This is a genomic window from Bifidobacterium leontopitheci, from assembly GCF_009193355.1.
GTDB classification, from domain to species: domain Bacteria; phylum Actinomycetota; class Actinomycetes; order Actinomycetales; family Bifidobacteriaceae; genus Bifidobacterium; species Bifidobacterium leontopitheci.
Map to the genome: position 1 here is coordinate 1 of NZ_WBVT01000028.1, position 25,297 is coordinate 25,297.

The following is a 25,297-nucleotide window of genomic DNA, read 5'->3' on the forward strand; positions in this document are numbered from 1 at the left end:
TCCAGCGAGTGGTCGACGCGCCGCTACCTCGACATGTCCCGACTCGGTGAGAACGTACACGAAGCGAACTGATCATCGTCACAGGGACGGGCGAGAACCAAAGTGCGCAAGAAATCGGGCACTACCATTGGCCGCTGCCTTTAGCATTTTCTCGGAAAACGGCACATTCTCTATCCCCCATGCATCGATACCGTTTGCGACAGTCTTAAAGATTGTCACTACGTTGTCAGCGCTACTGCCGAATCGTTCATCATAAAAACGGATGATGCGGTGGGTTTCGCTCTGCTTAAACACATCATTCATCGCGTTTGAAAGGGATTCGCTGCCTGGATGAAGGGACATATATCGGGCAATAAGCCAAGCATCGGCATCTGCAAGGATATCTGCGTATCCAAACCCCTTACCGTTTTGGAGACTTCCCAGATGGGAATTCAACCATGTCGACAGATTCCCGGGGTTTTCTCGTACGTAAGACCCCCAGATTTGCAACAAATCCAGAGGCCATCCACCTAGATCTCCGAGACCGTATTTCTTTATGTCGTCTTCCACTCCCCAAGAAAGGTATCCTAAGGCAGTAGCTGCCATATGGGCGATATCCCGTCGAGGCAGGGTCCCTTTGATGGATGGTTGTTTTCCGCATGTGATGGCACAGTACTGTCTTGCCGTTTCAAGATCTGACGGGCTACTGGCTTCCGGCGTATACAGTGTCCATAGTCCAGCATACCCGTTGCCCCAGTACTCCGGCTTACGGAGCCACTCTAGAATAAATTCACCAATAAATCCTGTATAGGAACTGACCGAAGATTGTTGCAACATGGTCTTGCATTTTTCCTCAGTGTCGATGGTCCATTTCAGCAGAGGATCATCCTTTGGCGTCTCAGGGTCGGGGTCGGGAGATGGTTCCGCAGGTGAGGGAATAAGAGAGTTGCAAGCAGCAACCTGTCCGGAATAGGCGACGCGGTCGAGATCCCAACCTCGGTTTTGATAGTTTGTGATTTCTGTGAACTGGTCATATGCCCAAGCGTCAGGAATCGGGAAACCGAGATTACCGGAAAAGCCAGTGGACATATCGGATACGAATGCACTGCTTGCATAACCGGCTTTAATGATTCGCGTGCAAATATTGCACGATGCATAAATCCCAATGCCATAGCCTCCGTTGAGTGAGGAATGAACAGCTCTGAAATATGGCAGAATGTTGCTGGTGACCTGATTGTCGGTGGCGTCGAAGTCCACTGCGAAGTAGATGTGCGTGGGCGGGATGCCGAGACGCTGCGCAGCCTCGCGTGCCTTTTTGGCATGCTGTGCTCCTGTGGCGGCGGTGAAGTATTCCAATTTGTTGGAGTACTCCTGATAGATGGGGAAGAATTTCATACCGCCCTTGGTGATGCGTTCAAGCTCCCCGGGGCGGATTGCCTTAAAATACTGGTCGGGCGTTAATGTCTCCTGTTTCGGCTCGGTCAGGTAGCGTCCCACGATTTCGTATCCATTCGCCTTGAGTGTTGCAAGCCGGTCACTGGTGATTTCGAAGCGGGTGTCGCATGCGACGCAGTAGCGATCCGGGTCGCCTTTGGATGTCAGCAGGCTCATCCATGTGGTCGAATCGACTTCACCGGTGACGATAAGCGCGTAGCGCTGCTGGAATGCCTTCACCATTGCGGCGAATTGGTCATTCCATACGGTATCGGGATTGTTTTCGGCTCCGTTGCAGGCAAGGGCGACGCTAGCAAGCCACACCCAATTTGGAAAGTTTGCGGCGTTAGCCTTGGTGATGGTCTTCAGCCGTCCACGGGTACCGGTGCCGAAGTTGCCAGTCGCCTCGCTGGGAGAGAATCCTTCCAGTGCCTGCAGCACTTGAATCAGAGCAGTGTTCATCTCACGACCGTACAGGCCGTCGGTGGGAATGATGCCGGTGTAGGAGCGGTACTTGCGGTTGATGCTCTGTTGTGCCATTCGAATGGAAGCGGTACCTCCGTAGTTGGATAGCAGCACGAATTGTTTCATCGACAGCAGAGCGCCCATGATGTCCACATCAACGCTGGAATCACCATCGATGCCCATGTCGCTCTTGAGCTCTTCGATTGCATTGCCGGTGCCGCTGTAGAAATGCTGCGTGATACTTCCGGCTCCGGTGGAGTATCCCTTGCACCAGAGCGCGCCTTGAATGATGGCGTACACGTTAGAAGTGGCTGTGGCATTGTCGGCCTGTTGCTGGACGCCTTTCGGATAGCGCTGTGAAAACAGTCGCCGGCTGGACGGTCCGAAATTGTCTGCTGTTGACTGGATGCCGAGTTCGATTTGCAGTGCCCGCGTCAGTGCGTAGATGGTCGCCCAGCCAGTCAGGCCGTCTTCTGCCACCTTCTTGAATCGGGAATCGCTTCCGTAAGTCTTGTTCAACCACTGCTGGGTTTGCAGTACCATTCGATCTGTCATGATGTCCTCCTGGGATTGTTTCGTGAGGGCGGCGGAATTGCCGCCTTCACTCCTACTGCCAGGAGAGGGAGGATTGTTAACCGTTATTGTCACGTCATTTGACAGCTCTGATTGGATACGGTCGGCTACCTATCAACAGATGTCCAGATGAGCCGCGCTTCACGGCAATCTTCATGCCGGCGCGGTTCCGGCCAGGTGCAGTTCGTAGGCGAGCCGGTAGTAGTCCACCAGACGATCCACCAGCGCCGGCCACGTGCGGCTGCGAACCGTTTCGAATCCGGCCTGTCCCATGCCGTGCCGCTGGTTCGCGTCGCCTGCCAGTCGCTCCACCGCGGCGCGCAGATCATGGTCATCCGCAGGGTCGAACAATAATCCGGTACGGCCGTCATCCACCAGATCGAGCGGACCGCCCGCGGCCGGTGCGACCACCGGCAGGCCACTCGCCATCGCCTCCTGAATGGTCTGGCCGAACGTCTCCTCCGCACCGGTGTGCACGAACACGTCGAGCGCGGCATAGGCGTTCGCCAGATCCTCGCCGTGCAGCATGCCGGTGAACACGGCGTCCGGCAGCAGCTCCTCAAGCTGTTCCTCGCACGGGCCGCCGCCGACAATCACCAATTGGATTCCCAATCCGGCCAGCGCGGCAAGCCGGTCCACCTGCTTTTCCGGTGCGAGCCTGCCTACATAGCCGACAACCGGAAGCGTCCCGCTGTGACTCCACTGCCGGTGCAGTCGGGCCGCCTCCGCGCTCGCGGCCCGGGACGGGTTGAACAGGCTTACGTCGACCCCGCGACCCCACTGGTAAATGAGCCGCGCGTCGACGCCGAACGACTCGAGCCGTGCTTTCGCCTGATCGGTGGGCGCCAAGGTGAGCGTCGCCATGTTGTGCATCTTCGCGATGCGTGCGCCTACAATCTGTTCGGCGCCGTCGCCTGCGGCACGGCCGATCTTGCGCAGCCAGCCGGTGTGCTTCTTCGGCAGCACGCTGTTGGCCGCGCTGTCGATCGCCTCACGGGCGAAACGCCGGGCGTACTGCGCAACATCGGTCTGGTAGATCGCCACCGTGGGGACGTCGAGCCGTCTGCCTGCAATCAGTGCAGCGTGACCGAGCTTCGAGATCGGCGCGGCCACGTGGATGATGTCCGGTTTTGGTCCGTCCTTGATGGTCCTGATCACCGAGGATTTCGTCGGAATCGCCACGTTGAACTGCTGGATCGGCCATGTCGGCACCGCGCTCACCGGGTAGCCGTCGACCATGTCGCCTTGCGGCGCCGGGCCGGGGGCGATGACCCGCGCGTCGAAGCCGCGTTCGGCGAACCGTGCCAGGATGTGCCTGACGCTGCCGCTCACCCCGTTGGTCTGTTCGAGTGAGGATTCGCTGACTATCAGGACCGAAAGGGGACGCCGGTTTGCGGTGTCTGCCGGTCCGGCGTCATCCTGCGGCGCGGTGCGTTGGTGCGGTTGCGTTTCAGCGGCGACGATGTGGGCGGTGTCGGCGTGGGTGGAAGTTGCGATTACATGGGCGGTCATAGCAACTCAGTGTAGATATGCAGGCGCCTACGTACCTTCCTGTGCGAACGGTGTTCATCGTGGCGTCGCGATCTGTTCAGCCGAATGACGCCATGCCGTTCGGGGAGGCCTGCCGGTGCCGGATGCGTGAGGTGCGGGCGTGGGGCGTAATCGGCTTCATGCCTTATGCCAGAGGGTCGGCTGCTCCTCGTTCATCCTGCGCATCGAGGTCGTCTTCGACGGAGTATGCCGACATGACCGGCGCCTTCGTCTTCAGCAGATAGGTCTCCGCGAAATCAAGTGTGGTGAACGTCATCGCATACCTCCTTTTTTGTGCGATTGGGGGATGTGTCAGTGTGTTGGATTCCTTCGTTCCCCCTATTCGAAGGTGTCTATCATGAAAACACGGATGCCGGTGCCGATGCAAGGGGTTCGTCATCGGCGTAATCTATGACAGGCTGAAAAACGGCGGAATCGTTGGAATTGCAAGGGGTTAACGGGTTGTGAACATGCCGTGAACGCGACACGACACGCCGAAGTTGGCTTTTTCTGATTCTCCTGTAATATTGTCATTCGTTGCTTCAAGCAAGCACACGGCCCCGTAGCTCAGTTGGTTAGAGCGCCGCCCTGTCACGGCGGAGGTCACCGGTTCAAGTCCGGCCGGGGTCGCTTTTTTATATCTTCCCCCTGTTTTCCTGATATTCGCAGTTTGTTTTCCGTGACCACTTGACGGCTTGTAGCGGCAAACGGACGGTTCCGCGCCTGATGGCGGCCGTTTGCCGCTGCAAGTCATACCGTTCTGGTCGATAACGGACGCAAATCGGCTGTTTTGCGTCCGTTATCGACCATCATCGGGCGGCCGGCGGTGGAAAACGGCCGCCGGCACTCCAACAGTCAGCCCGACCACCCACCGAACCCCGCAATCACCAATCACCGCAGCGTGCGACGCATCCAGTCGACGGCGAGATCGGGCCAGACCTGCACGCACGGCACCACATTCGCCGGATCGCACTCGCCGGCCGCTCCCCGCGATCCCGCGCGCGCCGTTTCCGCCGTGCCCAGCGACAATCCGTGCCCGCCTTCCGGGAACAGGTGCGCCTCGACGCTCACCCCGGCGGCACGGCAGGCGCGGATCAGCATCAGCGTGTTCTCCACCGGAACGGTCGGATCGGTCATCGTATGCCAGGCGAACACCGGCGGCGTGGCCGCGTCGATATGCCGCTCAATGGACAGCAGATCCAGCAGCCGCTCGTCATGCCGACTCTCCGGCCCGAGCAGCGTGCTGATGCTCTTGCGATGCGTGAACTCGCCGGCGGTGATCACCGGATAGCCGAGCAGCAGCGCGTCCGGCCGCACCTCGGCAGGCTCAAACCCATGGGCGCGCAGCTCGCCGTCGCTGGATGAGGTCGCCAGGTTGCCGGCCAGATGACCGCCCGCCGAGAAGCCGATCACCGCCACCTTGCGCGCGTCCGCATGCCATTCGACGGCATTGTCCCGGATGAGTCGCATCGTTTCGGCCGCCTGCAGCAGCGCCACCGGATACCGGCTGGGCGCGCACGAATAGCGCAGGATGAACACGTGGAAGCCGGCCGCGAGGAACCGCAGCGCCACCGGTTCGCTCTCGCGGTCGGAGGTCATCGCGTATCCGCCGCCTGGCAGGATCAGCAGCGCAGGTCGCGTACGGTCCGGATCCATCTCGTCGCTGTTGTCGATGACGTACCCGGTCAGTCGCGCCTCCGACCCGTCAATGCCCGCGATGACCCGTTCGATGTACTGCATGGCCGCCTCCTGTGACGTGCGCCGTTCCGTCGTTCGTTTCGGCATCAACACTACTCCCGTATGCCGTTCGAGGCCACTACAATATGGCCGTATGGGCACTATCATCGACGAAACCCGCAACGATTTCATCACCTTCGCCGAACGGCCGTTCAATGAGATGGACAGTCTGATACTTGCGCAGCTGGCCTATGCTCGCATGCCTGGCAATGTGCCGCGGCTGGAGGATGGCCAGGTGGGTGGTCGTGCGGGCGCCCCTGTGGGCGGTTCCGCGGACGACGGTTCCGCGGCATCGCTCCTGCCGATGGTGGGTCTGCGCGACCTGTTGCGAGCCGAATGCTACGACGCCATGTTCGGCCGGGTGTGGGAGCCGGCGATGAACGTCGACCTGTTGCGCGCGATGTGCGAGAACCCGCGGTGGCGTGGCGTGCGCGTGGGCGGGTATGTGAGCGAATTCGAGCCGGAGGAGACCAAGCAGTTCTCGGCGTGCGCGTTCGAGGTGGGCGACGGCTCGCTGTATGTGGCGTTCCGCGGCACGGACAGTTCCATCGTCGGCTGGCAGGAGGATTTCATGATGGCGTTCCGACGTCCGGTTCCCTCGCAGGAGGCCGCCGTCCGCTATCTTCGGCGGGTGGCCGGGCTGTGGTCTGGTCCGATCCGCGTCGGCGGGCACTCCAAGGGCGGCAATCTGGCGGTGTATGCGGCAGCCGGAGCGCCTTCGGATGTGCAGCGGCGCATCGTCGGCGTGTACTCGCATGACGGTCCTGGATTCGACCGTGAGTTCCGTGACGGGGCCGGCTACGGGCGCATCGCCGGCAGGGTGCACAAGTCGGTGCCGGAGGCGTCCGTCATCGGCATGCTGTTCGAGGACCGCGAGGACGTGGCGGACGGCTATACGGTCGTGCGCAGCGACGGCATCGGCATCATGCAGCATTTCGCGCTCAACTGGCAGGTGAAGGACGGCGAATTCGAGCGCGCGGACGGCCTGAGCGCGGGCGCGCGGTATGCGGCGCGCACGATCAACGGGTGGATGGCCTCCTATGACGACGACCATCGCAGGCGGTTCATCGAGCAGCTGTTCGCGGTGCTCGGCGCGACCGGGTGCGCCACGTTCGGCGAGCTGACCTCGCATTGGCGGCAGTCACTGCCGGCCATGCTGGCGGCCGCGCGTGGCATCGACGCCGAGGATCGTGAGGTCGCGCTCGCCGTGCTCAAGGGATTGGCCTCCACCGCGGCGTCGACCATGACGTCGACCATGACATCCACGGTGACGTCTGCGGTGGTTCCGGCAAGGCCGAACGTCGACGAAATATAAAGGTAAGGAAAGGGTAAAAAATATTATTTTATGTTGTTATCGTTAACGACTCGCCGGTGAATCGTTTTATTTGACAATAACGTAGGGCCGCTTTGCTACGTTCGGGCGATAGGTCATGCACCAGGAGGTGCATGGCGAGAAGGGCCGAAAGACTTACAAGGAAGCAGGTAACATCATGTCCACGCAATGCCATATCGCCGGATGCCACAACCCCGCCGAGAGCGAGGGGCTGTGCGCACGTCATTTCACCCGCGCGCTGATCTACGGTCAGGTGCGCGTGACCCGTCCCCGCGCGTTGGCCGCATGCGCGGTCGCCGGCCGCGCCGACGCCTGATTGAGGGCACCCTGAGCGAAGACGATCGTTCGGCTGGCGGCCGCACCGCATGTATGACGTCGTACATTGATGGCCGTCGTCGAAGCGTATCGTCATGCCGGTGAGCGGCCATTCAATTCAGGATACATTCAGAAAAGTATCAGCGAAGATACGCCGATTACGTCGGCTCCTTCGAGCGGCATTCCAGTGCAGTGCCAAACTTCCCTTGCATAGTTGCAGTCAGATTCCGCTATGAGCGCATCGCGCACCCCACAAGGACGCGCATCCGCCCGGAACAAGCATCCGACTGAACAACGAACGCAAGGAGCGTCATGTTCGTACTGAAAAACGCATGGAAGACGGTCACCAGAAACAAAGGCCGCAACATACTCATCGTCATCATCGTGGCCATCATCGCGGCGGCCGCCACCATCGGCCTGTCCATCCGCAACGCTGCCGACAACGCGCGCGAGACCGGACTTGCATCCACCACGGTGACGGCCACCATCAGCGCCGACCGCAGCAAACTCATGGAGCAGGCGCGCGAAAGCTCCAGCTCGTCGAGCTCGTCGTCCGACTCATCCAGCTCGTCGTCAGACAGCGCGCCGGACTTCAGCGCCATGCGCGCCGCCATGGAATCCGCAACGCTGAGCCTCGCCGACTACCAGAAATACGAGAAGGCGTCCAGCGTGCCGGTGAGCAGCTACTACTCCGAAAGCACCGGCGTCTCCGGAACCGACTCGTTCCAGCCGGTCGAATCCACATCATCGAACTCGGCCAACTCCAGTTCGTCCAGTTCGTCCGACTCGTCCAGCTCGTCCGGCGACTCCAACAGCTCCGGCCAGCCCGGTCAGGGCGGCCCCGGCGGCGACGGTCAGGGCGGCGGCGACCGCGGCGGCATGATGATGACCTCCGGCGACTTCACCCTCACCGGCTTCTCGTCCGACACCGCCGTCGCCAAAGCGCAGAACGGCACCTTCACCATGACCTCCGGCGAAGTGTTCGGCTACGGTTCCGACGACAACGGCAAGGTCATCATCTCCAAAGCGCTCGCCGACTTCAACGACCTCGAGGTGGGAGACACCATCACCGTCACCAACCCGAGCGACACGTCCAAGACCTACACGCTCACCATCTGCGGCATCTACGAGAACACCACGTCCAGCAACACCAACGCCATGGGCCCGATGGGCGGCACCTCGCAGGACGCCGACAACGCGATCTACACCTCCGTCTCCACGCTCAAGTCGCTCGGTCTCGACTCCACGACCACGGCGAACGACGATGACGACAACACGACCACGCAGCTGACCTACACCTACGTGTTCGACAACGCCGACGACTACGAGACGTTCGCCTCCGACGTGAAGAAGGCCGGGCTCGCCGACACGTACACCGTGCAGTCCGCCGACGTGGAGAACTACGAGTCCAGCCTCGTGCCGCTCGACAACCTCGCCAAGTTCGCGCTGACCCTGCTCATCGTCGTGCTCGCCGTGGGCGCGGTCGTGCTGATCGTGCTCAACCTGTTCAACATCCGCGAACGCAAGTACGAGGTGGGCGTGCTCACCGCCATCGGCGTCAAGAAGGCCAAGGTCGCCGCCCAGTTCGCCATCGAGCTGCTCATCGTGACCATGTGCGGCATCGCGCTCGGCGTGGCCGGCGGCGCGGCGGCCTCCGTGCCCGTCTCCAACCAGCTGCTCGCCGCGCAGGTCTCCTCGCAGGAGACGCAGGCCGCCAGCCAGCAGGAGCAGTTCGGCCGCGGCGCCGACATGGGTGGGGCTCCGGGAGCGAACTCCGGGTCGTCCGATTCGTCCGGCTCGTCGTCCGACTCCTCGTCGTCCGACTCCTCATCGTCCAACAGCTCGACGTCCAACAGCTCGACGTCCGGCAACTCCGCGCCGAGCGCGCCCGGCGGCGACCAGGGCGGCATGCGCGGCGGCTTCAACCGGGCCGTCGACTATGTGAGCACCATCAACGCCACCGTCAACCTCAAGGTCGTCGGCCAGCTCATCCTCATCGGACTGGGCCTGACCCTGGTCTCCGCGCTCGTCGGCATCATCTTCGTGATGCGTTACGAGCCGCTGCAGATCCTCGCCGACCGTTCCTGACATGCCAGACCTCAACGAAAGCGCAACAACCATGACCACAGCGACCATCAACGACACCATCAACGAAACAAACGCCGACGCGGCAGCCGACACCGCCGCGACCGCGCGGACCGACACCCCCGTGCTCGAGCTCGACCACGTGTCCTACTCGTACACCAAAGGCGGCAAGAAGGTCCTCGCCGACAAGAACTACAAGTTCCACGCCGGCAGGGTCGTCTCCATCACCGGACCGTCCGGCGCGGGCAAGACCACGCTGCTCTCCCTGCTCTCCGGCCTCACCACGCCGAGCGAAGGCAAGGTGCTCTACCAGGGCAACGACCTCGCCAAAGCCGACCGCTACCGGTACCGCAGCCGCGACATCGGCGTGATCTTCCAGAGCTTCAACCTGCTGCCGGCGCTCACCGTGGCCGAGAACATCATCCTGTCCATGGACGCCTCCGGCAAGAAGTTCGACCGTCCCAAGAAGGAGATCGCCGCCGAGCTCATCGCCAAGGTGCGGCTGCAGCCCGAGTACCTCAACGAGCGTATCCTGCACCTGTCGGGCGGCGAACAGCAGCGTGTCGCCATCGCCCGCGCGCTGAGCTACGATCCTGCGGTGATCCTCGCCGACGAGCCGACCGGCAACCTGGACCTCGCCACGCAGGACGACATCATGGCGATCTTCCGCTCGCTGGCGCACGACGAGGGCAAGAGCGTCATCATCGTCACGCACAGCCCCGAAGTGGCCGCCGCCTCCGACGAGGTGTACCAGCTGGCCAAGCTGGTCCGTCACCACCGGTGATCCTCGTCTCGTAGTTGCGACACGCCGACGGCCGCTGCATGGTTGTGAGATTGGATTTGGCGAATCGGCTTGAAACCGCCGTTTTTGGATTTCCTATCGTCCGACCGTGCAACGGCCGTCGGCGTGTCGCGTAACGTCCGGCAGCCGCCGCGACACAAAAACCGGTAGATATCTACCGGTTTTTTCATGCGGCCGTACGGTGGTCTCATGAAGATCAGATGGCAGAACACACCGACATCCATGCATTGGATGGACGCGCGACATTACGACGCCGAAAACGCCAGGGAGCGCGACCGCGCCTTCGAACGGTTCGCCGCATGGCTGGCCCGGTTCGCCTGGTATGACCGGTGGATCCTCATCAGGGGACTTGACCTGCTCGACCGGGCGCCCTACGCCGACCATATGGAGGTGATCGACGTCTTCGACATCGAAGCCGACCTGCAACCGGACGGGTCGGCCGAGCTGTACCCGCGATACAGGGACGGCCACGACTGGGTGGTGGACGATCCCGGGTACGAGACGTTGTGGGACGACCTGCTGTGGCTGGCAGATGATACGCTTGACGACCTGCTGCGGATCGCGCTCGTCGGCGAGCTCGGCATCACGACGATGAGCGTGGGGGAGGGGAGCATCGTCGTCGACGGCGACCTTACGTTCCGGCTCGACGCGTTGGGCGGCCTATTGCACCGTCCGCTGTTGAAGGAACTTGAGCCGACGGCGATGACCGGGGTAGTGGCGGTCGACGGCCGTGACGTAGCCGGACTTGAGCGTTCCGATCATCGCGGCGACGACGGTTACATGCCGTTGGACGCGGCGTGGATGAGCCGTCTCAGCCAAGGCGTCGACCGGATGCGTGACGTATTGCGTGCTGTGGCGTGAGCCGCGCGGACTGCACCCGCTTCTTGGCCCCCTCGGTGGAGGGCTGTCTCCTTCCGTATATTGATGTTTCGCGTATGCTGCCTTGGCCCCCTCGGTGGAGGGGCTGTCAGCGTAGCTGACTGGGGGAGCGCCACCCGCATATTGAGCCGGCCGAAGTCCATGGGCGAGCCGAGCCGCGTCTGCCGTCAGCCGCGGCGCCCGCCGATGCGCTCCAACATGCGGCCGCTTAAACGAACCTGCGAGACGACGATCGCCAAAAAGATAAGCACGAAGCCGATGCCGGCGGTGACCGTCACACGCTCGCCGTAGAACAGCACCGAGAACAGCATGCTGAACACGGTCTCCAGACACATGATGATCGACGCCTGCGAGGGCGGCGTGACCTTGAGGCCGATGTTCTGCATGACCTGTGCGAGCATCGTCGCGCCGAGCACCAGATAGGCGAGGCAGGAGAGCACGGCAGGCTCGAGCCATGCGGCGCTCGGCGACGGCTCCGTGACCATCGCGCCGCCGACGAAGCACACGCCGGCCACGACGAACATCGTGAACGTCAACGCCACCGGGTCGATCACCCGGCTCCACTTGCCCAGCAACACCAGGTTGAACGAGAACACGAACGCGCACAGCAACGTCAACAGGTCTCCGGGGCTTACCGACAATCCGCCCATGCCGCCGCCGGCCAGCGACACGAAGCCGACGCCCGTGAGGCACAGCGCGGCCGCGACCAGATTGCGCGACGTGGGCCGCTGCCTGATGAGCAGCCACGAGGTGAACGGCACGATCACGCAATACGCGGCCGTCAGGAACGCGCTGCGGCCCGGCTCGATCATCGTCAATCCGGTCATCTGGCAGAACATCGTGCCCCAGTACGTGAGTCCCACGAAAATCGCCGGAATGATGATCGACGGCCTGAGCGCCGGCAGGATCCGCTTATGGAACAGGATGAGCATGACGCCTGCCGCGCCGAGCAGGCGCACGGCCATCAGCCATTGCGGCGTGACCGCGCCCATGGCCACCTTGGCCGTCGGATAGCTGCCGCCCCACAGCATCGCGCACGCCAGCAGCATGATGCGCCCCGTCGTGGGCGACAACGCCGGTTTCCTCATCGAATCCTCGAACTCCTCTTGCATCGCGTCGGTCGGCTGGCCGCATGCCAGCCGATACCGATGGTAGCCGTCGCTGCCCGTCGCCACGCCGGTGTGTGCACGTCATCCATGGCGAGGGGTGCTGATAGGGTGTACGGGCACTTACGTAAGAAGCCGCATGTAGGGACACGCACAAGAAAATTGGTCGGCTTCGCTGTTGGAAGCTGTTGAAAGGCTGTCATGCCGGCCCTGTCGCGGCGGCTCCGGCGCGCCGCGCCGGCCGTTCGCGCGCCTCGTATGGCGTCGCATCCGGCATTACTGGAATAGAACAAGTTGATTACCGAAGAAACGTTGAACATCACCGAACAGAACGAAAGCACCGCCATGGCCGCGCTGGGCGACCGTGCCGAGAACACGCCGGCCGCCGCGCTCGCCGTGGGCGACGCCGAAGCGCCGACCTTCGCCGAGCTGGGCGTGCCCGGTCCGCTCGTGCGCGTGCTCGCGCAGGACGACAAGACCCGCGCGTTCCCCATTCAGGCGGACACGCTCGCCGATTCGCTGGCCGGCCGTGACCTGCTGGGCCGTGGCCAGACCGGTTCCGGCAAGACCCTGGCGTTCGCGATTCCGCTGGTCGCGCGACTGAGCGAGCGCAGCGTCACCGAAGTGGCGATGGAGGATTTCGAAGAGGAGCGCCGCCGCAAGAAGTCCGGCAAGGACGGCAAGGCGTCCGCCGGTCTGCCGCACCCGCGCGGCCTGGTCCTGGCGCCCACGCGCGAGCTCGTCAACCAGATCGACGAGGTGATCGCCCCGTTGGCGCAGGCCTACGGCATGACCACGGTCACCGTGTACGGCGGCGTGAGCCAGAACCGTCAGGTCAAGGGCCTGCGCGCCGGCGCCGACATCGTCGTCGCCTGCCCGGGCCGCCTTGAGGACCTGCTGCGCCAGAAGCTGCTCACGCTCGAATCCGTGGAGGTCGTCGTGCTCGACGAGGCCGACGAGATGGCCGACATGGGCTTCCTGCCGCCGGTGACCCGTCTTATGGAGCAGGTCGACCCCAAGGGCCAGAAGATGCTGTTCTCCGCAACGCTCGACCATGGCGTCGACGAGCTGGTCAACCGGTTCCTGCCGGATGCGGTCGTCCACGCGGTCGACGCGGTGGACGCGCACGTGGACACGATGACCCATCACGTGTTCGAGGTCTCGCAGGGCAACAAGCATGAGGTGATCCGCCTGCTCGCCAGCGGCAAGTCCAAGCGCATCCTGTTCACCCGCACCAAGTTCCAGGCCAAGAAGATGGCCAAGAAGCTCGTGGAGCAGGGCATCCCCGCCGTCGACCTGCAGGGCAACCTCAGCCAGAAGCAACGCGACCGCAACCTCGCCGCGTTCGAGAACGGCCTGGTGCGCGTGCTCGTCGCCACCGACGTGGCGGCCCGCGGCATCGACGTGCATGACGTGGCGCTCGTCGTGCAGACCGAGCCGCCGGAGGACGAGAAGTCGTTCCTCCACCGTTCCGGCCGTACCGCGCGCGCCGGCGAGACCGGTGACGTGGTCACCCTCGTGCTGCCGAACCAGACGCGCAAGACCCGCCGCATGATGAGCCGCGCCGGCCTCAAGGTGCGTTCCGTGGAGATCACGCCCGCCTCGCCGCAGCTGCTGGACCTGGTCGGCGAGACGGTGCCGACCGTGGAAGGCTGGTCGCTTGAGCAGGCGCTGAAGGAGAAGGCGGCGGCAGACCGTGCCGCGGCGAAGGCGGCCCGCGCGGCCAAGTCCGGCAAGTCCGGCCGTCGTTCCGCTGGCCGCTCGAACCGTCGCGACGACCGTTTCGACGGCGGCAATCCGCGCTACAACCGTGCCGAGGCGCAGCCGGCCGTCGTCGAGGAGAAGCGTAGGAAGGGCGGCAAGAAGCGCGGCCGGTACGCGGATGTGTACGCCGACGACGACCAGAACACGCCGCTCGTGCCGCTCGCCGAGCACGAGCGTGACAGCGCCCAGTACCGGTTCGACCACCGCGGCGAGGAGCGGGTCTCGTTCATCTCGGACGATGTCGCCCGCGCGGCCCGCGGCGGCTACGGCAAGCGCCGTCATACCACGAAGCGCGACCGTTTCGAGCGCGACGGGCGCAATGCCGACCGTCGCGACGATCGTTTCGGCGGGCGCGGCGGCCGCAGGCACGACGATTTGCGCGGTGGACGCGATGAGTTCCGTGGCGGATCGCGCCGCGATGATCGCAACAGTTCAGGCTACGAGTCCGAAGGCAAACGTCGTGGCGGCGCCGGCGACGGTCGACGTTCGTCGCATCGCAACGTGCGCGCCGCCCAGCCGTCGCGTAAGGCAGCCGGCTTCCGCAAGGGCCATGGCAAGCGGTCCGCGGCGCCGTTCCGCCGTGGCCGCTGATCGAGACTTCGAGCGGTCCGGTTCGCTGCGCGGGTGACGCTCCCCCAGTCGCGGCCTGCGGCCGTGCCTGCCCCCTCCACCGAGGGGGCAGGGGGGCGGGCCGGTCAGTCAGCTGACGCTGCCAGCGTCCTGCAATTACGGACTGCCTTCGGCAGACTCAATGCTGGCTCGCTGTCGCTCGCACCTCGCCTACAAACAGCTCTGCTGTTTGCTATACGGCTCGGCCCTTCGCCGAGGGGCCCTGCGGGCCAATCGCCTGCAAACGACAGCGTCCTGCCGGTTTGTCACAGCGGGTAGCTACCCGCTGTGACAAACATGATCGCGAATTCGTGGCCGTTGCGGTGATTGCCGTTGCCGAGGGGGCCAAGGGGAGCGGGCCGGCCAGCCTGCCGGCTGGCTGCATCGCAGGAATGCAGAAACAATCGCGCCAACGATGCGAAAAACAGCGTGGTTTACCTGTCGTTCAGCCCATCGTAACCCCCTGTTAAACCTTGGTTTTCCAACGGTTTATTGTCGTTTTGTCGCTAGATAATGAGCGGACTACAACGATGAACAAGAAAGGGTTGCGATGACCCATTCGACACAACAACAGGCATTGTCGGGAGCGTCGCGGAACGCCCCGCAACGTACTCTGCGCACCCGGCTCATGGCGGCGACGGCCGCACTCACCGCGGCGGTGATGCTGCTGGCCGGCTGCTCCTCGGGGGGCAACGGCGGCGACGACGGCACGACGACCACCGACCCCTCCAAATCCCAGACCTTCACGCCGAAGAACGGCGGATCCTCTGACACGCTGAAAATCGCCTCCGGCTCCGAGAACCGCGAGGTCGCGGCCGCGATCCAGCAGGCGGCCGACGAATCCGGCGTCACCGTGCAGCTCGACTACATGGGCTCGCTCGACATCATGCAGTCGCTCAAACGCGGCGGCGACCAATACGACGCCGTCTGGCCGGCCAGCTCCATGTGGATCTCCATGGGCGACACGCAGCACATCGTCAAGGATGAGCAGAGCACCTCGACCACGCCCATCGTGTTCGGCATCGCCAAGCAGAAGGCCGTCAAACTCGGCTGGGCGGACGCGTCCGGCAAAACCAAGCCGGTCTCCACGGCCGACCTCATCAAAGCCGTGCAATCCGGCGACCTCACCTTCTCGATGACCAGCGCCACCCAGTCGAACTCCGGCGCGTCCGCATACCTCGCGTTCCTCACCGCGCTCAGCGGCAAGAACGAGGCGCTCACCGCCGCCGACCTCGACGACTCTGCCCTCCAGCAGAACATGAAGACGCTGCTCTCCGGCGTCAACCGCTCGTCCGGCTCGTCGGACTGGCTCAAGGACATGGTCGTCAAGGACTCCGGCAGGTTCGACTCGATGGTCAACTACGAGTCGCTGGTCATCGCCGCCGACAAGGAGCTCACCGCCGCCGGCAAGGACCCGCTGCTCGCCGTATACCCGTCGGACGGCATCGCCGTAAGCGACTCGCCGCTCGGCTACGTGGACCGCGGCCAGAAGCTCGACGACGCCTTCGCCAAATTCCAGAAGGCGCTCAGCTCCAAGGCGTCCAAGCGGCTGTTCGAGCAGGCAGGCCGCCGCACCGGACTCGGCGGCGCGCTCGCCTACGCCACGGACGCCAAGGTCAAGGAATCCTTCCGCGCCGAATGGGGCATCACCACCGGCTCCGACTCGCTCAAAGCCATCGCCATGCCCTCCGCCACCGTCATCACCAAGGCGCTCGACGTCTACCAGCGCAACCTGCGCAAGCCCAGCTGGACCGTCTGGGTCGTCGACTACTCGGGATCCATGTACGGCGAAGGCAAGGACGGCGTGGTCGGCGGCCTCAAAGCCGCCCTCGACCCGCGCAAGGCCGCGCAATCCATGATCGAACCGGGAAGCAATGACGTGAACATCCTCATCCCGTTCAACTCCAACGCCATGGACGCGATCAAGGCACAGGGCACGGACACCGCGTCGCTCATCGACCAGGCGCGGACGCTCGACCCCAGCGGCGGCACCAACATCTACGACGGCCTCGTCCAGGCGCTGTACAACATGCCGAGCGACCCCTCGCTGTACACCACCGCGATCGTGCTCATGACCGACGGCCAGTCCAGCACGCAGGACAAGACCAAGTTCACCAACATCTACCAGCAGAACACGTTCCAGCCGCCCGTGTTCTCCATCATGTTCGCCGAAGCCGACCCCACCCAGCTCAACGACCTCGCCGAACTGTCGAACGCGAAGGTGTTCGACGGGCGCAAGGGCGATCTGGCCGACGTGTTCCGCCAGGTGAAGGGATACAACTGATGCTCTCCATCATCGCGGGATTCATCGCCGGTTTCGCGCTCGGGGCGCTCGCGTTCGTGCTGCTCAAGGGCGGCGTGGCGGGGCTCGTGGTCGGCGCGGCCGCGGCGGCGCTCGGCTATGTGGGCGTATCCGCGCTCACGGAACGGCAGCGGCGGATCGGCAACATCGCCGTGGACCTGGTGCCGGACGGCGACAAGGCGTTGGCGGTCATCGACCAGGCGAACGCGTGCGTGGAGCGCATCACCGGGCTCATGAACCGCATCCACGACATGCGGGTGCGCTCCGAGGCCAACGACGTGGTGGCCGCCACCAACGCGCTGATCCGCTACGTGACCGGCGAGCCGAAGGCATACCCGACGCTCAGCCATTTCATCAACGTGTACGGCGACCAGACGGCCAGTCTGCTGCAAGGCTACCTTGACGTGGAACGTGCCGGTGTGCTCTCCCAGCTCGGCCGGGCGCGCACCGAGACCATCGAGGCGTTGCAGGCGTTGGAGACCACGGCGGCCGGCGAGCTGCGGCATGCGGTCGAGGCGAAGACCCTGTCGCTGACCGCCGACTCGGACGCCATCGTGCGGCTCGCCCGCATGGACGGGTACGACGAGAGCCTGCGGCTGCAGGATGAGCCGCCCGCGGTGGCGGCGTCCGATAGCGCGGCGTCCGATAGCGCGGCGTCCGCGGCAGCTCTGCCCGCGACGTCGGCACCCGAGCCGACGACGTCCGCGACAGCGGCGCCCGTGGCGGCGTCCGCGGTAACAGCGTCCACAATATCGGCCGGGGAGACTGATCCAACGGAGACCCGGCCAACAGAGACCCGGCCAACAGGAAAGGCGGTATGATGCGCATCACGAAATCGAAGATCATCGGACTGGTGTCGCTGCTCGTCGTGTTCCTGCTCATCGGCGGCATCCTCGTCTGGCGGGGCGCGCAACCCAAGCCCACGCAGCTCAACGAGGTGAACGGCTATCTCGGCGGCGAGAAGATCGGCCTGTTCGACGACGCACGGTTCAAGAAGCTGGCCGAGGCGCAGGGCCTCGACGTGAACTACCGCAAGGCCGGGTCGCTGGCCATGATGGACGCCGACCGCAAGGGCCTGGACTACCTGTTCCCCTCGTCGCGCGCGGCCGTAGAATACGGCAAGGCGAAAGGCGTGGACACGTCCAAAGGCGACATCGTCTTCAACTCGCCGATCGTGCTGTACACGCACAAGCCGGTCGCAGAAGCCCTCGTCAAATCCGGCATCATGAGCCATGACGGCGGCGTGTACCGCATGGACATGGCCAAAGCCGTGGACGCGATGGTGAACAACAAGACCTGGGCTGACGTCGGCTGGATGTCCGGCTACGGCCAGTTCCGCATCGACTCCACCGATCCGGTCAAATCGAACTCCGGCAACGAATACGCCGCGCTCGTAGCCACCGTGCTGAACGGCGGCCAGCCGGCCACCACCACCTCGCTGAGTCGCGACTCGGCCAAGATCTCGGCCATCTTCTCGAAGTCGGGGTGGATGGAGACCAGCTCGGAGGACTCGTTCAACCAGTTCCTGAACCTCGGCGTCGGCTCCAAGCCGATCATGGTCGGCTACGAAAGCCAGATCCTCGACCTCGCCGTCAACGACCCCGACGCATGGAATCAGGTCAAGGACGATGTGGTCATCGTCTACCCGACGCCCACCGTCTGGTCGACGCACGTGTTCATCCCCACGGACGCGGACGGCGAGATCCTGCTCAAGCTGCTGAAAAGCAGCGACGTGCAGAAGCTCGCCTGGGAACGCCACGGGTTCCGCTCCGCCGACTTTCGCGGCACCTCCAGCATCAGCCGGTTCAAGGTCCCGGGAACGCTGGAGCAGATCTCGGCGGCTTCCGAACTGCCGAACAACGACGCAATGCAGCAGCTCATCGACATTCTATCGAAAGGACAATGACATGGTACAGGAGATCTCCCTTGCGGACCTGACGCAGGCAAGCAAGACAGCGACCGCGACCAGCGACCTCACGCTCGGCTCACTCAGCGAGGGCGCCGGCTCGGTGCTCGCCCCGCAGAACGCGCAGCTCACCCCCGAGAACACGCTGGAGACGCAGCTGGCCAACCTGCCCGAAGCGGACCGCGCGCGCATCCGGCAGCTCGCCGAGTCGATCGACCTGACCAAGAGCGGCATCGAATCGTCGTACGGCAAGGACGCGCAACGCTACACCGCCTCGTTCGCCGACGACATCCTCGCCAAGATCCAATCCAAGGACACCGGTCAGGCGGGCGAGCTGCTGCAGAACCTGCTCACCACCGTGGACGACGCCGAACTCGGCTCCATCCGCAAGGTGCCGATCCTCGGCAACCTGCTCGGCGGCGTCGACAAGATGCGCCGTCGCTATCAGAAAGTCTCCTCGCAGATCGACGAGATCGTCGCCAAGCTGGAGGCCCAGCAGACCAGGCTCGTCGCCGACATCGCCCTGTACGACACCATGTACCAGCAGAACGCCCAGCAGTACAAGCAGCTGAAGATGTACGTGCTCGCCGGCAAGAGCGCCATGCACGACTTCCGCACCACGCAGCTGCCCAAGCTCGAGGAGGAGGCGCAGCGTTCCGGCGACGCCATGCAGGCGCAGGTGCTCACCGACTTCAAGTCGAAGCTCGACCGGTTCGACAAGCGTCTCGACGATCTGGACCGCGTCTCCGTCGTCTCGCTGCAGACCGCACCGCAGATCAAGATCATCCAAAACGCCGACCAGACCATCGTCGACAAGATTGACACGACCATCTCCACCACCATCCCCGTGTGGAAGTCGCAGATGGTGATCGCGCTCGGCCTGGAGAACCAGCGTAAGGCGCTCGACCTGCAGAAGCAGGCCGACGACGTGACCAACAAGATGCTCCAGCAGAACGCGCGCATCCTGCATCAGGGCGCGGTGGACGCCGAAAAGGCGAACCAGCGCGGCGTGGTCGACATCGAGACCATCGAACGCGTCAACAACGAGCTGATCTCCACGCTGCGCGAGACCGTGCAGATCCAGAAGGAAGGCAAGGCCAACCGTGCGGCCGCCGAGGTGAAGATGCGGCAGATCGAGACCGACCTGAAGAACGCGCTGCTCGACAACGCCCAGCAGATGCGCTGAAACCGTCTCTGCAGCCTCTGCGTCGCCTCTGTGCCGCCCTGTGCCGTCTCTTGCCGTCCGCGCTCGCGGTCTTCGTTCCAACGGCCGGCCGCGCCCACCCCGTGAGCCGTCCGGCCGTTTCGTGCGCGCATCCGCCTACACTGGCCGGTAGGACCCGTCGGATATGGGCGGATCGTCATGGATCGGCCGGTGTGATCCGGCCGGCGGGGCGGATGAAGACTCGGGGAGGTGCGCACGATGTCCAAACGGTGTTCGGGGCTCATGCGCACGCTTCGGCGGGCGGCGTCCCGTTGCGCCGCCGCGTGCGTCGTCGTCTTCGCCGCCGTCCTGACGGCTTGCGGCGAAATCCGTGGTCGCGTCCGCGACAGCGTACGCAGTGTTGCGCGCGGCACTGTACGGCGTGGCACTGTGAGATGTGGCACTGCGAGATGTGGCACTGTGCGGCGTTGCGTGCGTGCGGTCGGCATGTGGCTGGACGGTTCCGCGGGAGGCGGCAACGCGAAGACCGATCGGCCGACGGTCGTCCGGTCGCAGTCCGGCCAGGCTGTCGGCGGCCAACCGGCCGACATCGACCGCATTGCCTCGCGCATGGCACCGCCTGCACTCGTGTATCTGCGGCGTCGGCTGTGCGTGGCGCTGGCGGCGCTCGCGCTCGTGTCGCTGGTGGTCCTGCCGCTTGCGTCAGGCGGCGGCGATGGCGGCGAACGCGACATCGGCGACACCGGTTCCACGTCGGTGGCGTCCCAGGGAGGCCTGAGACGCTCCGCCGTGCCGGCACCGTCGCTGACGGCCGCGCGCGACCTGAGTGCGGATGCGCAGGCCGCGCTGGATCCGATATTCGGCGACGCCGACTATGCGGTTGCCGTCGTGGACCTGTCCGACGGCGGCGACATCGTGCGCATCGACGCCGACCGCGTGTACTCTTCGGCGAGCACGTACAAGCTGTTCGTCGCCTATTCGATGATGACCGCCGTCGAATCCGGCGAGATGACATGGGATTCGCCGCTCAACGGCATGAGCCTCAAGGCATGCCTGACCACGATGATCGTCGACTCGGACAACGACTGCCCGAAGGCGTGGCTCATGCGCGACAACGAGCGCGGCTATGCGACGGTCACCGCGCAGGCGCGCTCGCTGGGCGCCACAGGCACCACGCTGCACTATCTTGACGTGCGCACCACCGCCTCCGACCTTGCGTTGATCCTTACGAAACTGCATCAGGGGACCATCGGCACGTCGGCGGACCGGGCGATGGTGATCGACCTGATGAAACGGCAGGTCTACCGTTCCGGCATCCCCGCCGGCGTGGCGTCGGTGTGCGGCGGCGACTGCACCGTCGCCGACAAGGTGGGGTTCCGTGACGAGTACCTGCACGACGCCGGCATCGTGACCACGCCGGACGGCAGCTACGCCTTCGCGATCATGACGTCCGGGTCGTCGTGGGCCGCGATCGCGAAGGCTTCCGCGGCCCTGTACCGGCTCGTGTCGTAGCCGGTCGTTGCAGGTCGTAGTCGGTCGTTGCCACGCCAATCAACGCCGGGGTTACCCTGCGTCACTCTGCTCGCCCTTGCACAGTGACGCAGGAGCGAAACCCCAGTGTTTCCAAGGGGTCTCACGGGTGCGTCACCGTGCAAGGGCGAGCAGAGTGACGGTGCTGGGAGCCCTTACCGGCCGACGACCTGCACGCGCTGCGTGATGGCGTGCGATTCGCCGGGCTGCAGCACGATGGCGTGCTCGCGGCAGGAGGCGGCCTCGATGGCCACGAAATCACGCCATTCACCGGGCTGCATGTCGCCGATTTCGGTGTCCGCGGCGACGCCGGGATTCCAGGTGACGGTCTGCTTGGTGCCTTCGGCGGTGATGACGATGGCGCGGTTCCACGCCGGATCCTCCAGCATGATCGGATCGGTCGCATAGTAGATGCGGTCCACGGTGGCGCCGTCGAACGTGATCGGCTCGTCGCCCTGCACGCGCGGCGGGAAGCCGGGCAGCGTGGCGTCAAGATAGTCGGCGTGCTCAAGGCCGTGGATGGACGCCGCGGTGATGTCGCTCGTGCTGAAGTACGTGTGCAGCGCCGCCTCGTAGCGCAGTGGCTCGTCGCCGTCGTTCGTGACGGTCAGCGTCATGGCGAGTTCGGAGCCGACCTCGATGTCGTACGTCGCGTGGAACCGCGGAGCAGCGCCGCAGTGCAGCTCGGCGAGCCATTCGGGGTTCGCGTCGGCGTCGGTCAGTGTGTAGCGGATGCGGCTGTCATCGGTGTATTCCGCGTCGACATGCCAGTCGCTCGTACGGGCGAAGCCGTGCTTCGGGGTCTTCGCCGTCATCTCGCCGTTCTCCCAGCCCTTGGCGAACCAGGGGAACACGACGGGGACGCCGCCGCGGATGGCCTTGCCTTCGCCCAGATAGACGGCCTTCGGCTGCCAGATGACCTGCCGGCCTGCCGTGGGGGTCCAGGTGAGCAGGTGGGCGCCGTAGTCGCTGACCTGCGCGGCGCCATCGTCGTTGCTGATGTTGCGGATGATATGGAGTTCGCTCATGAGATTCAAGTATAGGACCGCGGCTTGTCAGCTCTTGCTTTTTCGCCCTTGCCCTTCCCCTTTGCCGGCATCCTGCTCCCATGTCGCAGCGTGCGGACATCCGCTGTGACGTGAGGGGCGTGATGGTGGGGGATGGAAGGGGAGGGGAGAGGTCTCGCCATCGGTTTTTCGTATGGTGCCTCGATGTGAGCGGTAATGGTCGGTCGATGCATTAGAATCGTTGCAGACCGGTGTGACCGGTGACGGAGCTCCCGTGATGGTTGTGTGAGCGGTCACCTTCGCCGGCGTGACGCGTTGTCTGCAAATCTATGGGAAAGAGGCGGGGCATGGGCAACGGAAAATCCATGTTGATCAGCGAGATGGTGTCGGCGGTGCTTGACGCCGACGCTCCGGTGCGTGTGGAGGCGTTCGACGGGTCGGTGTTCGGCCCCAAGGCCGCGCCGCTGCAGATCAGGGTCACCAGTCCGAAGGCCGTATACCAGCTGGCGGCCAATCCGAACGAGATCGGGCTCGTACGCTCCTACATCCTCGGCTATCTCGACTTCGCCGGCATCGACTATGCGGACCCGTATCCGCAGATGCGGCAGATGATGGCGCTCAAGCCCTACCTGCACCGGCCGTCGGCCATCGACGCGGCCCGCATCGCCGCCGCGGTCGTCAGCCACGGCTATCACAAGCCTGAAGTGCCGCAGTCCGAGGGGCCGTCACGGCTCGAGCGCATCAAGTCCGGTCTGATCCCGCACACCGAGAAGGCCGACTCCGAGACGGTCAGCTTTCACTACGACCTGTCGAACCGGTTCTACGCCGACTTCATCGGCCCGACCATGACCTACACGTGCGCCGTGTTCGACACGCCGGACATGAGCCTCGACGACGCGCAGCGCAACAAGATCGACCTGATCCTCGACAAGCTCGACCTGAAGCCCGGCCAGCGTCTGCTCGACATCGGATGCGGGTGGGGGTCGCTCGTCATCGCCGCCGCCAAGCGCGGCATCCGCGCGATAGGCGTGTCGCTGTCGCACGAGCAGGTCGAATACGGGCAGGACTGGATTCGCCGCGAAGGGCTCGAGGACCTTGCCGAACTGCGCGTGATGGACTACCGCGACGTGCCGGAGCGCGACTTCGACGGCATCACGTCCGTCGGCATGATGGAGCATGTGGGCGCGAAGAACTACCGTCACTACTTCGACGAGATGTTCCGTTTGCTCAAGCCATGCGGACGACTGCTCAACCATCAGATCACCATCGCGAAGGACAAGCCGGGCAACCGTCCGGGAACCGACGAGTTCCTCGACCGCTACATCTTCCCCGACGGCGACCTCGCCTCGCCCGGTTTCATCGAAAGCGCCCTGCACGACGCCGGCTTCGAGGTGGTCAACCAGGAGAACCTGCGTCAGCATTACGCGCTGACCCTGCATCACTGGAACCACAACCTCAAGGAGCATTGGGAGGACGCGGTCCGTCAGGTCGGCTTCGAACGGGCCAAGGTGTACGGCCTGTATCTGGCCGCGTGCGCGCTCAACTTCGAGCTCAACGGCATCCAGCTCCACCAGTTCCTCGCCGTCAAACCCGACAAGGACGGCCGTCCGCTCGGCGACTGGTATCCGCTGCGTCCGTGGTGGATGGCCTGATTCCAGAAGCTGATACAACGAAGTCGGGGGCCGGCCGTACTGCGGTCGACCCCCGACTCATATCAAACGTGACGTCAACGTCAGCGGTACAGCGCCGGCTGCTCGTTGAGCGTCACCGGAATCCGCCCGCCGTGGTGCAGGCTCTCCAGGGCGGCGTCGGCGATCACGTTCGCCACATAGCCGTCCCACGCGGTCGCCTCCTGGCCTCCCGGCTGGCGGTCGGCCTCGATGTTCGCGAAGAACCGGTCGAACTCGCGGTCGTACGCTTCGATGAACCGGTCGAACCATGCCGACGAGATGGCGTGGCTGATCTGCCCGGCCTTGCGCACCTCGGGCGTCGCAACGTCCGGCAGCGAGATGATGCCGGACTCGCCCACCAGACGGCATTGGATGTCGTAACCGTACTGGCAGTTGACGTTCGCCTCGGCCGTCGCCAGCGCGCCGTCCGAGAACTCCACGATCGCCAGCTGCGGCTCACGCAGCGACTCGCCGTTCGGGTTGAGCGAGTTCATGCGGGCGAACTTCATCTCGATCGCCGTCACGTCGCCGCCGAACAGGTAGTGCAGCATGTCGAAGTTGTGGATCAGCGTGTCGTTGATCACGTTGTCGGTGCCGTAGTAGCTGGTCGCCGCCTGCGCGTTGTAGTGGCGCATGCCGGACATGAGCAGCGCGCCGATCTCGCCGGACGCGGTGAACCGCTTCATCGCGTCGTAGCCCGGGTCGAACCGCCAGTTGAACCCCACCTGGATGGTCCTGCGGCCGCGGGCGACCTCCGCCTCGACGACCTTCCAGCTGTCGGCGCCGTTGATGGTCATCGGCTTCTCCGTGAACGTGGGCTTGCCGACGGCGATGGTGTGCAGCAGCGGGTCGAGGTGCACGTCGTTGCGGCTGGCGATGACGATTGCGTCGACGTTCGGGTCGTCGATGAGCGCGTCCGCCGAATCGTAGATGGCCGCGTCGAGCCGGTTGTCGTCGATGGCCTGCTGCGCGTTGGCGGTGACGGTGTCATAGACGCCGACGACCTGGGCGCCGCTGCAGCGTTCGGTGATGCGACGGACGTGGTCGCGGCCCATGGCGCCGCATCCGATGAAACCGACATTGATCATGATGATCTCCTTTGATTG

Annotated in this window: 19 protein-coding genes and 1 tRNA gene; 13 read left to right on the forward strand and 7 right to left on the reverse strand. The window is 64.2% G+C overall.

The window, feature by feature from the left end; all coding sequences use genetic code 11:
• Positions 1-78 precede the first annotated feature (78 nt).
• The 3 genes from F7D09_RS08205 to F7D09_RS11635 all read right to left on the reverse strand — a co-directional run bounded on the left by F7D09_RS08205 (position 79) and on the right by F7D09_RS11635 (position 4,258).
• On the reverse strand, positions 79-2,433 hold the full coding sequence (locus F7D09_RS08205; RefSeq protein ID WP_152234911.1) for a glycoside hydrolase domain-containing protein: 2,355 nt from the start codon (positions 2,431-2,433) through the stop codon (positions 79-81).
• Between the two features lie 171 nt (positions 2,434-2,604).
• On the reverse strand, positions 2,605-3,963 hold the full coding sequence (locus tag F7D09_RS08210) for a glycosyltransferase family 4 protein (RefSeq protein WP_152234912.1): 1,359 nt from the start codon (positions 3,961-3,963) through the stop codon (positions 2,605-2,607).
• 163 nt (positions 3,964-4,126) lie between these two features.
• Entirely contained in the window at positions 4,127-4,258 is a 132-nt protein-coding gene (locus F7D09_RS11635; RefSeq protein ID WP_264371987.1) for a hypothetical protein, read from the reverse strand.
• A gap of 279 nt (positions 4,259-4,537) precedes the next feature.
• On the opposite strand from F7D09_RS11635, the gene F7D09_RS08215 reads away from it, so the two are divergent.
• Positions 4,538-4,611: transfer RNA gene (locus F7D09_RS08215), tRNA-Asp, on the forward strand.
• A 261-nt stretch (positions 4,612-4,872) separates the two neighbouring features.
• Here the strand turns inward: F7D09_RS08215 and F7D09_RS08220 are convergent.
• Positions 4,873-5,721: an alpha/beta hydrolase gene (locus tag F7D09_RS08220; protein WP_152234934.1), complete on the reverse strand. Its 849-nt coding sequence runs from the start codon at positions 5,719-5,721 to the stop codon at positions 4,873-4,875.
• Positions 5,722-5,812: 91 nt separating this feature from the next.
• On the opposite strand from F7D09_RS08220, the gene F7D09_RS08225 reads away from it, so the two are divergent.
• The 5 genes from F7D09_RS08225 (at position 5,813) to F7D09_RS08240 (ending at position 11,114) form a co-directional block, all read left to right on the forward strand.
• On the forward strand, positions 5,813-7,033 hold the full coding sequence (locus F7D09_RS08225; protein ID WP_152234913.1) for a DUF2974 domain-containing protein: 1,221 nt from the start codon (positions 5,813-5,815) through the stop codon (positions 7,031-7,033).
• 175 nt (positions 7,034-7,208) lie between these two features.
• The gene (locus tag F7D09_RS11200; RefSeq protein WP_193312397.1) at positions 7,209-7,367 is read left to right on the forward strand and encodes a hypothetical protein; all 159 of its coding nucleotides are present in this window, start codon (positions 7,209-7,211) and stop codon (positions 7,365-7,367) included.
• Between the two features lie 311 nt (positions 7,368-7,678).
• Positions 7,679-9,454: an FtsX-like permease family protein gene (locus F7D09_RS08230; protein WP_152234914.1), complete on the forward strand. Its 1,776-nt coding sequence runs from the start codon at positions 7,679-7,681 to the stop codon at positions 9,452-9,454.
• Positions 9,455-9,485: 31 nt separating this feature from the next.
• Positions 9,486-10,235 carry an ABC transporter ATP-binding protein gene (locus tag F7D09_RS08235; protein ID WP_152234915.1) on the forward strand — a complete coding sequence of 250 codons (750 nt, stop codon included), beginning with the start codon at positions 9,486-9,488 and terminating at the stop codon, positions 10,233-10,235.
• A 207-nt stretch (positions 10,236-10,442) separates the two neighbouring features.
• The gene (locus tag F7D09_RS08240) at positions 10,443-11,114 is read left to right on the forward strand and encodes a hypothetical protein (RefSeq protein WP_152234916.1); all 672 of its coding nucleotides are present in this window, start codon (positions 10,443-10,445) and stop codon (positions 11,112-11,114) included.
• A gap of 185 nt (positions 11,115-11,299) precedes the next feature.
• Here the strand turns inward: F7D09_RS08240 and F7D09_RS08245 are convergent, their stop codons facing one another.
• Positions 11,300-12,244 carry a DMT family transporter gene (locus tag F7D09_RS08245; protein WP_376863168.1) on the reverse strand — a complete coding sequence of 315 codons (945 nt, stop codon included), beginning with the start codon at positions 12,242-12,244 and terminating at the stop codon, positions 11,300-11,302.
• A 339-nt stretch (positions 12,245-12,583) separates the two neighbouring features.
• On the opposite strand from F7D09_RS08245, the gene F7D09_RS08250 reads away from it, so the two are divergent.
• From F7D09_RS08250 to F7D09_RS08275, 6 genes are all read left to right on the forward strand, one after another.
• Complete coding sequence (locus tag F7D09_RS08250) at positions 12,584-14,593, forward strand: DEAD/DEAH box helicase (RefSeq protein ID WP_152234936.1); 2,010 nt, start codon at positions 12,584-12,586, stop codon at positions 14,591-14,593.
• Between the two features lie 568 nt (positions 14,594-15,161).
• Positions 15,162-16,895 (forward strand): substrate-binding and vWA domain-containing protein, encoded by a 1,734-nt coding sequence (locus F7D09_RS08255; RefSeq protein ID WP_226836134.1) that lies wholly within the window; start codon positions 15,162-15,164, stop codon positions 16,893-16,895.
• On the forward strand, positions 16,895-17,734 hold the full coding sequence (locus F7D09_RS08260) for a 5-bromo-4-chloroindolyl phosphate hydrolysis family protein (protein ID WP_226836136.1): 840 nt from the start codon (positions 16,895-16,897) through the stop codon (positions 17,732-17,734). The genes F7D09_RS08255 and F7D09_RS08260 overlap by 1 nt, the downstream gene beginning before the upstream one ends.
• Positions 17,731-18,819 (forward strand): substrate-binding domain-containing protein, encoded by a 1,089-nt coding sequence (locus tag F7D09_RS08265; RefSeq protein WP_152234917.1) that lies wholly within the window; start codon positions 17,731-17,733, stop codon positions 18,817-18,819. Before F7D09_RS08260 ends, F7D09_RS08265 begins: the two co-directional genes overlap by 4 nt.
• Position 18,820: 1 nt before the next feature.
• A complete protein-coding gene (locus F7D09_RS08270) occupies positions 18,821-20,005 on the forward strand; it encodes a toxic anion resistance protein (protein ID WP_152234918.1) in 1,185 nt (394 codons plus the stop codon).
• Positions 20,006-20,470: 465 nt separating this feature from the next.
• The gene (locus F7D09_RS08275; protein WP_226836138.1) at positions 20,471-21,496 is read left to right on the forward strand and encodes a serine hydrolase; all 1,026 of its coding nucleotides are present in this window, start codon (positions 20,471-20,473) and stop codon (positions 21,494-21,496) included.
• A gap of 173 nt (positions 21,497-21,669) precedes the next feature.
• Here F7D09_RS08275 and F7D09_RS08280 read toward each other — a convergent pair whose 3' ends face one another.
• Positions 21,670-22,542, reverse strand: coding sequence for a D-hexose-6-phosphate mutarotase (locus tag F7D09_RS08280; RefSeq protein ID WP_152234919.1), 873 nt, complete (start codon positions 22,540-22,542; stop codon positions 21,670-21,672).
• Between the two features lie 326 nt (positions 22,543-22,868).
• Between F7D09_RS08280 and F7D09_RS08285 the strand changes: the two genes are divergently transcribed.
• Positions 22,869-24,173, forward strand: coding sequence for an SAM-dependent methyltransferase (locus F7D09_RS08285; protein ID WP_152234920.1), 1,305 nt, complete (start codon positions 22,869-22,871; stop codon positions 24,171-24,173).
• A gap of 80 nt (positions 24,174-24,253) precedes the next feature.
• Here F7D09_RS08285 and F7D09_RS08290 read toward each other — a convergent pair whose 3' ends face one another.
• Complete coding sequence (locus F7D09_RS08290; RefSeq protein ID WP_152234921.1) at positions 24,254-25,279, reverse strand: Gfo/Idh/MocA family protein; 1,026 nt, start codon at positions 25,277-25,279, stop codon at positions 24,254-24,256.
• Positions 25,280-25,297 lie beyond the last annotated feature (18 nt).